12 protein-coding genes are annotated in these 13409 nt (G+C 56.4%); 4 read left to right on the top strand and 8 right to left on the bottom strand.

Going from position 1 to position 13409, the window contains the following annotated elements; genetic code table 11:
- Window positions 1–87: 87 nt before the first annotated feature.
- Window positions 88–972 carry a DMT family transporter gene (locus ACR0CE_RS08220; protein ID WP_480538264.1) on the bottom strand — a complete coding sequence of 295 codons (885 nt, stop codon included), beginning with the start codon at window positions 970–972 and terminating at the stop codon, window positions 88–90.
- A 182-nt stretch (window positions 973–1154) separates the two neighbouring features.
- Between ACR0CE_RS08220 and ACR0CE_RS08215 the strand changes: the two genes are divergently transcribed.
- Window positions 1155–2351, top strand: a complete 1197-nt coding sequence (locus tag ACR0CE_RS08215; protein ID WP_480538561.1) for a BCCT family transporter — start codon at window positions 1155–1157, stop codon at window positions 2349–2351.
- Between the two features lie 99 nt (window positions 2352–2450).
- Here the strand turns inward: ACR0CE_RS08215 and ACR0CE_RS08210 are convergent, their stop codons facing one another.
- The 5 genes from ACR0CE_RS08210 to ACR0CE_RS08190 all read right to left on the bottom strand — a co-directional run bounded on the left by ACR0CE_RS08210 (window position 2451) and on the right by ACR0CE_RS08190 (window position 7831).
- A complete protein-coding gene (locus ACR0CE_RS08210; protein ID WP_480487088.1) occupies window positions 2451–2924 on the bottom strand; it encodes a GNAT family N-acetyltransferase in 474 nt (157 codons plus the stop codon).
- A gap of 216 nt (window positions 2925–3140) precedes the next feature.
- Window positions 3141–3428, bottom strand: a complete 288-nt coding sequence (locus ACR0CE_RS08205; protein ID WP_117871130.1) for an HU family DNA-binding protein — start codon at window positions 3426–3428, stop codon at window positions 3141–3143.
- Window positions 3429–3558: 130 nt separating this feature from the next.
- Window positions 3559–5022 (bottom strand): AMP nucleosidase, encoded by a 1464-nt coding sequence (locus ACR0CE_RS08200; RefSeq protein WP_480831845.1) that lies wholly within the window; start codon window positions 5020–5022, stop codon window positions 3559–3561.
- Window positions 5019–6821: an adenine deaminase gene (ade, locus tag ACR0CE_RS08195; protein WP_480831843.1), complete on the bottom strand. Its 1803-nt coding sequence runs from the start codon at window positions 6819–6821 to the stop codon at window positions 5019–5021. The genes ACR0CE_RS08200 and ade overlap by 4 nt, the downstream gene beginning before the upstream one ends.
- A 140-nt stretch (window positions 6822–6961) precedes the next feature.
- Window positions 6962–7831 carry a LysR family transcriptional regulator gene (locus tag ACR0CE_RS08190; protein WP_480487094.1) on the bottom strand — a complete coding sequence of 290 codons (870 nt, stop codon included), beginning with the start codon at window positions 7829–7831 and terminating at the stop codon, window positions 6962–6964.
- 114 nt (window positions 7832–7945) lie between these two features.
- Here ACR0CE_RS08190 and ACR0CE_RS08185 point away from each other — a divergent pair, with 114 nt between their 5' ends.
- Both ACR0CE_RS08185 and ACR0CE_RS08180 read left to right on the top strand, forming a co-directional pair.
- Window positions 7946–8701: a class II aldolase and adducin N-terminal domain-containing protein gene (locus ACR0CE_RS08185; protein WP_480487096.1), complete on the top strand. Its 756-nt coding sequence runs from the start codon at window positions 7946–7948 to the stop codon at window positions 8699–8701.
- A 21-nt stretch (window positions 8702–8722) separates the two neighbouring features.
- The gene (locus ACR0CE_RS08180; protein WP_480547266.1) at window positions 8723–9712 is read left to right on the top strand and encodes a sterol desaturase family protein; all 990 of its coding nucleotides are present in this window, start codon (window positions 8723–8725) and stop codon (window positions 9710–9712) included.
- Between the two features lie 22 nt (window positions 9713–9734).
- Here ACR0CE_RS08180 and ACR0CE_RS08175 read toward each other — a convergent pair whose 3' ends face one another.
- Window positions 9735–10367, bottom strand: coding sequence for a class I SAM-dependent DNA methyltransferase (locus ACR0CE_RS08175; RefSeq protein ID WP_480487107.1), 633 nt, complete (start codon window positions 10365–10367; stop codon window positions 9735–9737).
- Between the two features lie 87 nt (window positions 10368–10454).
- Between ACR0CE_RS08175 and ACR0CE_RS08170 the strand changes: the two genes are divergently transcribed.
- Window positions 10455–11300: an SDR family oxidoreductase gene (locus tag ACR0CE_RS08170; protein ID WP_480484604.1), complete on the top strand. Its 846-nt coding sequence runs from the start codon at window positions 10455–10457 to the stop codon at window positions 11298–11300.
- Between the two features lie 5 nt (window positions 11301–11305).
- Here ACR0CE_RS08170 and ACR0CE_RS08165 read toward each other — a convergent pair whose 3' ends face one another.
- The gene (locus ACR0CE_RS08165) at window positions 11306–12925 is read right to left on the bottom strand and encodes a GMC family oxidoreductase (RefSeq protein WP_480831840.1); all 1620 of its coding nucleotides are present in this window, start codon (window positions 12923–12925) and stop codon (window positions 11306–11308) included.
- Window positions 12926–13409: the final 484 nt, after the last annotated feature.

Here is a 13409-nt window from a genome sequence, read left to right as displayed (position 1 = left end):
GGGGCTGCCGTACAGAAAGCAAAGCGATATTTCAAAGCGCTCTCACAGTCGTGCGGTCGGTCAGACGCATACACTGAGGTCCTTGTGTTAGGCCGAAGTCGTTTTGCTGGCAGGTTGGCGTGAAAGCTGTACAGCAAGAATACCCAATGTCGTGATTGTAACGCCAATTGCGTCCATCGCGCCCAGTTTCTCGCCCAACAGTATGGCCGCAATCGTGACACCGAATACCGGATTCAAGAAGTGGAACGTGGCTGCGCGGATCGCGCCGATGCGATCCAGAAGAAGGAACCAGATCAGCGTGGCCAGCAGCCCAGGAAACAGGGTTGTGTAGGTGAACGCCAAGGCCAATGGCAGCGTCGGGTGGATGTAGATGGCCTCAAAGATCGGAGCAGCCACGAACAACATGGCTGAACCTACAAGCATCTGTAGACCGACGACCATCATGAAATTACCGCCCGAAGTCGCACCGCGGACCGCGAGGGTGGCAAAGGTCAGCGCCAAAGCTCCGATGCCGCACAACGCGATGCCGAACATGTCGACACCAGAACTGATCCGGCTGCTCATGATCAGGGCGACGCCGGTGAATCCGGCAAACAATCCCAAAATCCCGAGAGGGCGCAGTTTCTCGCCGAAAATCAGCCACCCTGCCAGCGCCACCAACAAGGGCATTGTGGACGCGATAATCGCCGCAACCGAAGCCTCGACCGTTTGCATAGCGTAGAAATTCAGACCCAAATACAGGGCATTTTGGCAGATACCGAACAGAATTGTCGCCCGCCATTGGTTCCGGGTCAGGTGCCAGCTTTGCCCCATCGCCCGGGCAATCAGAACCCCCAGACCCCCTGAGATCAAAAACCGCAGAGCCAGCGAAAACAAGGGAGAGGCGTCTGCCACGATGATCCGCGCCGAGGTAAAGGCAGACGACCAGATCAGGGCAAAAGTAAGCCCCATGGCTATGGCGCGCAGATCCATGGAGACCCCCTGTCACTTTGCGCGGACTTTCCCCGATTTTCCGATGGGTCGCAAGCGCTGCGCGTCAAAAAAGACACATCCGTGATGCAACGAAAGTCACGAGGATGTTTTTATTGATTGACTGAACAATTAAAGTTATCGGCTCCGGGATCTGACATATCAAGGGAGGGTTGTCGGTGCTTCTGGAATACATTCTTTCTTTTGGCGTTCTGCTGGCGTTGGGCCTGGTCGCGTTCTTCGTCGTGAAGTGGTGGAACCTGCGCTGCGTTGGCGTTACACCTGTCCACCTTTTCACGTTCATCGCGATCCTGTTTACGTCCGGTCTGGATGTTGGCCTGATCATGTTCCCGCTGACAGAATTTGGTGGCTATGCCGAAGATCCGGCCTATGCCTTTGCCAATCCACTGGCGATCGAGTTCGGTTTCTGGGGATTTCTGATCTGGGCGTTTTACTTCCTGACAGCCTTCTATTTCTGCGTGATCGAACCCCGCGTGAACTTCTTTGAGATTCCGCTGGTCAAGCTGATCAACAACATCGTCATTATCGGCACCTGCGCCTTTACCGCCAGCCTGTTCCTGATCTACCTGCCTGGCTACCTGCCAGAGGTCGGAGATGGAGAATCTGTCGTTACCACCTTCTACGTCATCGTGTTTGTGGTCATTCTGGCGGCAGCATACTCGTCGACCGATTTGAAATATGTGCGCATCCTGTCGGTCGGTTCGACCTTTCTGTTCCTTGCACTGATTCTGGGTATGTGGGCGGCCGCTGGCATGGGAATGACCGGGTTTATCGAAACCGGCAGTAACATTGGTGCCTATTTCACCAATGTGCACAAATTTGTCCTGCCGCTGACCGATTATCATGCCTTCTACTTGTTCTGGTGGTTTGCGTGGTCAATCATGATTGGCCAGTTTACTTCGCGCTTTGTGGGCGGTTTGAAAACCTGGCAGCTGCTGGCGGCGTTGTTGATCTTCCCGTCGATCCCGCTGGGGATCTGGTTCACCGTTCTCTACTACTATCACCTGAACGGCATCAGCACCGCAGGCATCACCAATATCGCGATGGTAATCGTGGGCGTGACCTTTGTGATCAACTCGCTGGACTCGCTGATTAGGCTCTATACGGACAACCTGAACATGACCGCCGAGCGGTTTGGCAAGGCGACCTATGTCGCTGGCAACGTCGCGCTGCTGTTTGTGCTAACGCTGCTGTTCCAGAGTCAGTGGTTGCAAATCCAGTGGATCGGAGCCGTCGTAGTCGGTCTTTACCTGGCTTGCGTGGTCTATATCCTGGTCACCAAGCGCAAAGAGGTGATGAGTATCGATGCCATGCCGGAAGATCGCGATCTGGACTTCCACAAGGTTGAGACGATTCACTGATTGTTTCGAACCTACCAAACCAAAAGCGGGCCTCGACATTGGGGCCCGCAGCCGTTTTTGGGCACTGCCCGATCCGGCCCTCATTCCTTGTCGTTCACTTCAGTTCGTGTCGAGACGATATTTGAGGAAACTGTGGCCAGCGTAGTCTACTTGCCCAACAAAATAAGCGCCGAGTTTGGTCATTGCGCGCAGTTTCGTGCGTGAAGGCGGCAGCAAGAATGTCACGAACGGAATACGATTGTCCTGCTTTGCGAATGCGATGGCCTGACGTGCTATCTTTGCACCCAGTCCAAATGCACCGGGCTTCAAGACCAACCCGAAATCCCACTCTTCACCTTCTTTTTGAAATCCGCCCCATCCCACATAATGTCCGCGGTGCAGAATTGCCCAATGACCTAGGCCGTCCCGCGCCCAACACGACTCTTTCGCGTGAATGAAACCGGCGACTGTTTCCTCATCCCAATCCTGCGTCAGGAGAGGCATGTGTTCGGCAAGAATTGGATTTCTCATATGCGCCAGTATCTCAGGTGCCGAGACGAGGGGCAGTCGCGTGAAGGTTATATCCTGTTCCATAGAACTGGGATTTAGCGGGCCAAGCAGGAAATCAAAGGGTTGTCCGTAAAAAACGTGCCAAGGACAACCGGTGTTGGATTGTAGCCCATATTTACAGTCTGAATAAGAACTCTGATGCCTTAGGACACATGTGCGCAGGCTTTAAAATGTGAAGCTCAGGCACAAAAAAGGGGCCGCGTAACCGCCACCCCTTTACATGGTTCCAAGCGCTTGAGATCAGCCGTTCACGCTGTCTTTCAGTGCTTTCGCGATGGTCATTTTCACAACCTTGTCGGCTTCTTTGGTGAAGGTTTCACCGGTTGCCGGGTTGCGGACCTGACGCTCGGGGCGTTCGCGGCAGTAGATTTTGCCGACGCCAGGCAGGGTCACTGCACCACCTGCGGAAACTTCGCGTGTGATCAGGCCGGTGATGGCCTCAAGCGCAGAGTTCGCGGATTTCTTATCGGTTCCCATTTCCTCAGCGAGAGCAGCAACCAGCTGAGTCTTTGTCATAGGTTTTGCCATTTCTTGGTCTCCTTAACGTGCCCGATCTATAGGGCCTCACCGCGTAACTGTAACGGGATATTGTGATCAAACACAACGAGTAGTAGCGTAAAAACCCCTAAAAATATGGGGAAAACGTTGCTTTTTTGCGTCAGAGGAAGGCAGTTTCGTCGAAGGAACGCAATTTCCGGCTGTGCAGACGCTCTAACGGCATGCCGCGCAGGTGTTCCATGGCGCGTATCCCGATCATCAAATGACGGCTGACCTGGGTGGTATAAAAGGACGACGCCATGCCCGGTAGTTTCAGTTCGCCGTGCAGGGGCTTGTCCGACACGCACAGCAAAGTGCCGTAAGGAACGCGAAAGCGATAGCCGTTCGCGGCGATTGTGGCGCTTTCCATATCCAACGCGATGGCCCGCGACTGGCTGAGGCGCTGAACCGGTCCGGATTGATCGCGCAGTTCCCAGTTGCGATTGTCGACCGATGCAACTGTTCCCGTCCGCATGATCCGCTTCAGTTCATACCCTTCCAGCTCTGTCACCTCGGCCACGGCGCGTTCCAGCGCGACCTGAACCTCGGCCAGGGGCGGGATGGGCACCCAGACCGGCAGGTCATCATCCAGAACCTTGTCATCCCGTAGATATGCATGGGCCAGAACGAAATCACCCAATGCCTGCGTGTTGCGCAACCCGGCGCAATGGCCAACCATCAGCCACGCGTGCGGGCGCAGAACCGCGATATGGTCGGTCGCTGTTTTCGCATTCGACGGGCCGACACCGATGTTCACCAAAGTAAGACCCGAACCATCTTCACGCTTCAGATGATAGGTTGGCATTTGCGGCAGTTTCAGCGGTTGCTCGATTTCTGCGTCCGGCTGCGTGATCTCGACATTCCCGGTCGAGATAAAACTGGTATACCCGCTGCTGGGATCAGCCAACTGTTCGCGGGCGTAGTTTTCGAATTCCGAAACATAGAACTGATAGTTCGTGAACAGAACGTGATTCTGAAAATGCCGGGCATCCGTCGCTGTGTAATGTGCCAGCCGCGCAAGTGAATAATCGACCCGCTGGGCAGTAAACAATGACAAAGGCCCGACGGCGTCTTCATTTTCATGGACACCGTTGACGATGTCGTCATTCGTGGTGGTCAGATCCGGCACGTCAAACACGTCACGCAGGGTGAAAGCAGCCGCACCCTGATGCGGCACAACCAGATCCGACGTATTTGCCACGGCAAAGTGCACCGGAATCGGTGTATCCGACGCTGCAATCGTCACCGGTTGGTCGTGATTCTTGATCAAAAGGGCAATCTGCTGGGTCAGGTAGGATCGGAACAAATCCGGGCGCGTCACGGTTGTAGCGTGAACGCCGGGCTCTGACACATGCCCAAAACTCAGGCGGCTGTCGACTTGTGCATAGGTCGATGTCTTTATGCGAATCTCTGGGTAATAGGCTCTGTATCTGGCAGTTGGCGCACCATCTTGCAGTACCTTCGAGAAGCTGTCGCACAGAAATTCCGTTGCTTGAGTGTAAAGCTCCTCCAGTCGCGCAACTGCGGCTGCGGGATCGGTGAACTGTTCTGGTGAAAGGGCTTCAGGTGTCAGGAGTGTCGTCATGCCAAGGGTTCCAGAAGATCAATTTTTTCGAATGTGCGCACGTCAACCAGCCCGAGATCAGAGATCCTGAGTTCCGGTATGACGACCAACGCCAGTAGCGAATGTTGCATATACGCGTTGTTCAGATTGCAGCCACATTCCTGCATAGCCTGAACCATCCTGTCCGCCTTGGCCGCAACTTCAGCGGCCGGGCTGTCGGACATCAGACCGGCAATGGGAAGTTCGACCATCGCCAGTTCCTGGCCGTCCCGGAAGATCGTGATGCCGCCACCCGCTTCGGCCAGTCGGTTCGCGGCCAGCGCCATCTGTTCACGGTCGGTGCCGACGACGATCATGTGGTGACTGTCATGCGCCACGGTTGAGGCCATGGCCATTTTTCCCTGATATCCAAACCCCGAGACAAAGGCGTTGGTGACGCCCCCTGTCGCCCGGTGTCGTTCGACCAGTGATATCTGGCATACGTCACCCTCACCTTCAACAAGCCCGCCGATTATCGGCAATTCGGCTTTCAGGGCTTTAGTGGGGGCCTGGTTTTCTACCACGCCAATGACGTTGGCCCTTACCTTGTTTGCACCCTTCGGCGCCGCGATCTCAAAATCGGACGCGGCCAGTTCCTGCTTCAGATGAACGGTGCGACGTGCCTTGTCGGGCCAGTTCAGGTGGGGGCAATCAACCTTGATCACCCCGTTTTCCGCAACAACCTTCCCGCGCGCTATGACCAGTTCGACCGGCAATTCGGTCAGGTCAGAGCTGAGGATGATGTCTGCCCGTCGTCCCGGCGTGACCGATCCGATCTCGCGTTCCAGACCGAAATGCGTGGCGGTGTTGATCGTCGCCATCTGCACGGCCACAAGCGGGTCACAGCCGCAGGCAATCGCGTGGCGCACGACGCGGTTCATATGCCCATCATTGACCAGCGTGGCAGAGTGGCAGTCATCCGTGCACAGGATGAAATTGCGCGCATCCAGACCTTTTTCGGTGACCGCGGTAATCTGGCTTTCAATGTCATACCAGGCCGAACCCAACCGCATCATCGACCGCATTCCCTGACGGACCCGTGCGATGGCATCCGCTTCGCAGGTGCCTTCGTGGTCATCGGCAGGTCCACCAGCCACATAAGCCGCGAAATCAGGCCCTAAATCAGGGGATGCGTAATGTCCGCCGACGACCTTGCCTGCCCGCTGCGTGGCCGCAATCTCGGCCAGCATTTTGGGATCTCCGTGAATCACGCCGGGGAAGTTCATCATTTCCCCCAAGCCGATGATCCCGGGCCAATTCATCGCCTCGGCCACGTCTTCGGGGGTGATTTCATAGCCTGTCGTCTCTAACCCCGGTGCAGAGGGCGCGCAGGACGGCATCTGAGTGAAGATGTTGACCGGCTGCATCATTGCTTCGTCATGCATCATGCGCACACCGTCCAGCCCCAACACATTGGCGATCTCGTGCGGGTCGGTGAACATACTGGTTGTGCCATGGGGGATAACTGCGCGGGCAAACTCGGCAGGGGTCAGCATCCCCGATTCGATGTGCATATGCGCGTCGCATAAGCCGGGCAGGATAAAGCGGCCTTGCGCGTCGATAACCTGTGTCTCTGGTCCGGTACAATGCGAGGCGTCGGGACCGACAAATGCAATACGGCCTGCAGCGATTGCAACTGAATGGTTCGGCAGCAGTTCGCGGCTGTGCACATTTACCCAAGTCCCACCCTTTATTACCATATCTGCTGCCTCACGTCCGGCAGCAACTGCGATCAATCGGGGGGCGACATCGGGCCAAGTTGGGAAGGGTGTGTTTTCCATGGCTCAACTTTCACGAATGCGCGCGTGGGCGCAACCCCGGTTCTTTACTACTGCCGACGGATCACAATTCTGCAAATCTGCCCGACTCAGTCATCGAAAGCTGACATAGGTGCCGACAGCGCGCAGGAACCCGTCCGGGTTTACGTTTCGGACCCGAATTCTCGTCGTATCCAGTTCGCAAAGGTAACCGCTCCGGGCGTGTCCTCGGCCTGAGGGGAGAGCAGCAGATAATACGCCTCGGGCATCGGGGCGCGATGCTCAAATGGTGCGACTAGTCGTCCCTGATCGATCAAATGACCTGCGATGGTGTCATGGGCCAGGCACAGGCCACCTCCGGCCATCGCAGCTGACAAACAAACCAGATAGGTTGTCGCGTAGGTAATAGGCGGATTCTGCCAATTCAGAGCCTGATCTTCAGCCCACGTCGCCCAGTTGGTCAACAGGTTGGAACAGTCGAACAGAGGTTTTTCCTGAAGGTCTTGCAGGCACACCTGATATCCCGGCGCGCAGACGGGATAGTAATATTCAGAGCGCAGCACCTCTGTCCGGGTTGTATCTGAGGGTCGAAGGGAAAACCGGATCTCGACTGCTGCGCCTTCAGCCATCTCGCGCGGTTCCCACAACTCGGTGAAGATGTTCAGCTGAACATCCGGGTGTTCAGCCTGAAATAATGGCAGACGCGGGGCCAGCCAGTTCACGGCGAAACTGATGTTGCACTGCACCTGGACCGCATTCTGTTGCGCGCCAGTTACCGCCTGAGTGCCCCGTATCAGTGTCCGAAACGCCTCGCGCACCACCGGCAAATAGGTGATTCCGGCCTCTGTCAGCTCAAGCGCCTTCGGGCGTCGCAGGAACAGTGGCTGACCCAGATGGCCTTCCAGCGATTTGATCTGCTGACTGACCGCACTTTGCGTCATGTTCAGATCCCGCGCCGCACCGGTGAATGACAGATGGCGGGCTGCGGCTTCGAATGTGCGCAGCCAGCCAAGCGGGGGAAGCCTGTTTTGCATCGACATAACTCCGGCATAAGTTTAGCTAATGGAATAGTTGCGTTTTTTTCGTTGGTCAAATTGCCGGACCAAATGCAGGCTTTGGTCATTCGCAGATACCAAAGGACGCGTCACATGAGTCTCACCAACCTTCGTCCCAACATCGATCATTGGTCAGAACGTGTGGACATGGCCGCAACCTTTCGTTGGACGGCCCGGCTGAACATGCACGAAGCCGTTGCCAACCACTTCAGTCTTGCTGTGAACGCAGACGGGACGCAGTTCCTGATGAACCCCAATCAGGCGCATTTCTCGCGTATTCGCGCGTCTGATCTGTTGCTGTTGAACGCCAACGATCCGGATGTGATGTCCCAGCCCGGCGCACCTGATCCCACGGCCTGGGGCCTGCACGGCTCGATCCATCGCCACTGCCCGCACGCGCGTTGCGTCATGCATGTGCATTCGATTTTCGCAACTGTTCTGGCGTCACTGGCCGACAGTACACTTCCGCCAATCGACCAGAACACCGCGACCTTCTACAACCGCTACGTTGTTGACGAAGAATTTGGCGGATTGGCTTTTGAAAGCGAAGGCGAGCGGTGCGCCGGGATGTTGGCTGATCCGAAGAAGAAAGTCATGATCATGGGCAACCACGGGGTTCTGATCACTGGCAGCGACCCTGCAGATACCTTTAACAGGCTCTACTATTTCGAGCGCGCTGCCGAAACATACATCCGGGCACTGCAAACAGGCCTGCCCCTGCGGGTGCTGTCGGATGAAATTGCCGAGAAAACAGCACAGGAACTGGACGACTACCCCGGTCAAGCCGAAGCGCATCTGCGAGAGATCAAGGCAATACTCGATGCAGAAGGCTCGGATTACGCAACCTGAATGCAAGACAGAGTGACCGACATGCGAGATTCCACGCAGGACCCTGAAGCTGCCCGCTGGCATTACCACCCCGACGGGCCAGTGGGTCTCAACCCGCTGTTCAGTTGGCCACCACGTCCGGCGGCCGTGCTGAAATGGTACAGCGGAGCGTGGTTGCAAATCACCGCCCTGACCCTGTGCATGACCTTGGCCGTCATCGCCTATGCGTTCTTTTTTCCTGCGTTAGAGACGATGAAAAGCTTTGCGCCCGGATGGATGTTTCGGATCTGGTTGCTGAACATGGTGCCGCAAACTCTGGTGGCAGGAAGCCTGCACTGGTGGCTGTACATGCGCAAAGGGCAGGGGATGTACAAAAAGTTTGATCGCAGGGACCTGACACGGGACAACGGAACATTCACATTCCGCAATCAGGTCTGGGATAACATCTGGTGGACGCTGGGCAGCGCCATGACGGTGGCGACCATTTACCAGTGGGTCATCTTCTGGGCGATGGCAAATGGCTGGGTTCCGACGATTACCTGGGCCAGCTCGCCGGTGTGGTTCGTGGTTTGGATGTTGTTTATTCCCATGTGGTCCGGTCTGCATTTTTACTGGGTGCACCGGCTGGAACATCATCCCAGGCTTTATAAACATGTGCACGCGGTCCATCACCGCAATGTCAATACCGGGCCATGGTCAGGGATTTCGAATCACTGGTATGAAAACATGCTGTATTTCACGACGTATTTCATCCACCTGATCGTGCCTTCCCATCCGCTGCATGTGTTGTTTCACAGCTCGTTCCAGCAGGTCAGCCCGATACTGTCCCATTCTGGGTTCGAGAAGCTAAAGGCCGGTGAGACCGAAGCCGCGCGGGCGGGCGACTTTTTTCATCAGCTCCACCACAGGTATTTCGAGTGCAACTACGGCACATCCGAAATTCCGTTCGACAAGTGGTTTGGCACCTATCACGATGGCTCAGCCGAGGCGACGACACGCACGAGGGCCTACAAAAAGCAGATGTACACTTGACGCGGCTGGTTCTGTCCGGGGACTAAACCCGCTCGAACAATGCAATGAAGGCCGTGTCATCCTTATTGGGTCCTGCGGCAAGATCGCCATAGATGCGAACCTCGGGCAGGGTCAGGTTGCGGATCTGGTCCTGTTCCAGTTCGTGCAGCTTGCCCTTGAAGCCCATCTTTTCGAAATGGCGGGCGTTTATTGACAGGGCGAACGTAGCGCCTGATCGTGCGACGCGAAGCAGCGCAGGCAACACTTCGGGACCCAGGTGGCCATGTGTGAACGTGCCAGATGACACGATGCCGGAATAGCTGTCTGGCGGAACCGGGATGCCATGGGTCAGGTCAGCCTCGATCGCGTCCCGGTAGATATCCTTGCGCATAGCCTGTTCCAGCATCTCTGAACTGATATCCGTGGCATCAATCGGGCCAACACCAAGCCCAGACAACACCGCGCCGCACAGGCCCGTTCCCGCTCCGACATCCAGAACCGGCCCCTGACCGCCCGCGCCCACAAACGCCCGCGCGGTATGGGTATGAAGCTGATAATCCTCACGCGCGGCAAAGCTGTCGTCATAGTCCCCGGCCCATTCCGCATAAAGGCGTTTGTTATCGTCCGGAGAGCTCAGCGCGTAGGCAGAATGCAGGTCTGGTTTCTTTTTGCTCATATCCACAGAAAGGCGCATCAGAAGATTCGATTCAAGTGCGTCCATGCGGCGCTTGCATCCCGATGCGCTGAAGCCCATCAACGGTGCATGACCAAGACACTCTTCTCATTTGGCCACGGCTATTCTGCGCAGGCCCTTTCCCGAATTCTTGCCCCGAAAGGCTGGCAGATTTTTGGCACCACACGAGATGGCGAAGGCACAGATGCGATACGTGCCTCTGGCGCGGACCCGCTGATCTGGCCCGGTGAGGTTCCAAATCTGGATCGGGTGACGCATTTGCTGATCTCAACGGCACCGGGCGAGGCGGGCGATCCGGTACTGGCGGCGCTGGGCGACGAGATCCGAAAACGAGCAAGTCAGTTCACTTGGGTGGGTTATTTATCGACAACGGCTGTTTATGGCGATCACCAGGGCGCCTGGGTTGACGAAGACACCCCGCCAACACCGACCGCCAAGCGTGGAAAGTGGCGCATGCTGGCTGAAGAGCAATGGGCGGCTGTGCCGGGCCTGCCTGTTCACATCTTCCGTCTGGCAGGGATTTACGGCCCGGGCCGTGGGCCGTTCTCTAAGCTCACACGCGGTGGGCTGCGGCGTATCATCAAGCCGGGGCAAGTGTTTTCGCGTATCCACGTGGATGACATTGCGCAGGTTCTGCAAGCCTCGATGACAAGGCCGAATCCGGGCAGTGTTTACAATGTCTGCGACGATGAGCCTGTCCCGCCACAGGATGTCATCGGGTATGCCGCCGAGTTGCAGGGGCTTCCTCTGCCCCCGGCGGTTTCATTTGACGAGGCCGATCTGACACCGATGGCGCGCAGTTTTTATAACGAGAACAAACGCGTCCGAAACGACCGGATCAAGGATGAGTTGGGTGTCGAATTGATCTACCCGAACTACCGGGTGGGGTTGGAGGCGCTGATGAAGGACCGGTAGGTTCTTTACTGCGCGGCTGCCTTAATCATGTCCGAGGCTTTTTCCGCGATCATTATTGTTGGCGCGTTTGTGTTTCCCGACACCAGCGTTGGCATCACCGACGCATCAACTACACGCAGCCCCTCAATCCCCCGCACCCGAAGTTCGGGATCCACAACCGCCAGATCGTCGGTACCCATCTTGCAGGTGCCGACCGGGTGATAGATCGTATCGGCGCGGGCGCGGATATGCCCCTCCCAATCGGCGTCAGATTTGGCCGTATCGGTTCCGAACATCTCTTTATGCCGATATTTGGCCAAAGCTGGCGCTTGCAGGATGTCTCGCGTCATTCGCGCGCCTTTGATCATGGTGTCCAGATCGCGTGCATCTGCAAGAAATCCCGGGTCGATGACAGGCATTGCCATTGGGTCGGCGCTGCTCAGGCCAACGGTTCCCCGGCTTTCCGGGCGAAGCTTGCAGATATGACAGCTGTACCCGTAACCGTAATGCAGTTTGCGGGCGTGATCATCGACCATTGCGATGGTGAAATGCAGCTGGATATCCGGGCGCTCCAGCTCGGGTGAGGTTTTCAGAAACGCCGCGCCTTCGGCAAACGGAGTGGCCGCCATTGACACACCGGTCTTGCGCCACTGATGGATGTGCTTCAGCAGTCGCACTGCCGCTGTTGCGCCGATCCCAAAGTTGTTCGTGTCTTTGGTCCGGTAGGTCAGTGTAAAGTCGAGGTGGTCCTGCAGATTCCGCCCCACACCCGGTAGTTCGTTGAGAACAGCGATCCCGTGCGGTTCTAGATCAGCGCTTGCTCCAACCCCTGAGACTTGCAGCAGTTGCGGTGTTTTCAAAGCGCCCGCGCATAGCAGAATTTCGCGCGTGGCAGTAACGGTTGTGTCTGCCTCTTTGCCTTGGACCGTACAAACAACGCCGGTTGCGCGCTTACCCTGAAAGACCAGCCTTTTCGCATGGGTATGTGTAATGACCGTCAGGTTCGGGCGGTTGGCAATCGGGAACAGGTAGCCCGCAGCCGCCGAGCACCGCTCTCCATTCTTTGCCGGATCATGGAACTGCGTTACCTGATACAGCCCGACACCTTCGTTATCGCCTCGGTTGAAATCTTCAGTGTGGCGATGTTGGAGTTGCTGCGCGGCTTCAATGAACGCGCGGGTGATCGGGCGAGGTTCTTTTTGCTGTGACACCTGTAACGGGCCCTTATCACCATGCCAGCTGTCCGCGCCAAGCTCATTATTCTCGGACCGTTTGAAATACGGCAATACACTGTCCCAATCCCAGCCGTCGCAGCCCTGATCGGCCCACCCATCGTAATCCTGCCGTTGACCCCGGACATAAAGCATCGCGTTGATCGCGCTCGAACCACCCAGTGCTTTACCGCGGGGTTGATATCCCCGGCGTCCGTTCAACCCGCGTTGCGGTATGGTTTCAAAAGCCCAGTTGTTGATTTTGGGTCGTCCCGGAAGGGCTGCCACGACAGCTGCCGGCACCCTGACTGTCAGACCGTTTCCGTTCCCACCAGCTTCGAGTAGGCAAACGCGTGAAGCCGGGTTCTCGGTAAGGCGGTTTGCAAGAACGGATCCTGCCGACCCGCCGCCCACGATGATATAGTCGAACTGCATGCTGGCTTTCCTACTATCAGAACCATTTTGCGCCGGTCCGCTGTTCGCCATCCGAGCCAGGCTTTCCTGAGACTGCGTCAATTGAGTGAAAAAACAATTGTGACCTGAAGTCAGTTTTCATGTGATCTTCGACATTCAGCGAAAGGGTGCGCCCGCGCCGATCGAAAGACTCAAGATAGATATCGATGTCGTCGTTTGCTGTCGGGGTCGACGATTCCAGCCAAAGTGCAGATTTCACCCTCTTCTTCTGATGAGCCCTCACCTGAAATGGCCGACGAAAATCGCGAAACAACCACTAAGTAACTGATTTATTGTATTTAATTAAATTCGTTGTGAGAAATGTGAAGTTTTTTCAAAATGGGGGTTGCAGGTCGGAAGCCTAATCCGTAAATACCCCTTCACCGGCGCAACTGAGGTTGGCCTGACGGACTGGAAAGACGGTTGAGACGCACCGGAGAGACGGTGGGCATCTGAGGTTGAGGTT

The sequence above is a fragment of the Ruegeria sp. L11 genome, from assembly GCF_056531755.1.
The sequence above is the reverse complement of the archived record's forward strand: the minus strand, read 5'-3'. Positions and strand labels throughout refer to the sequence as shown.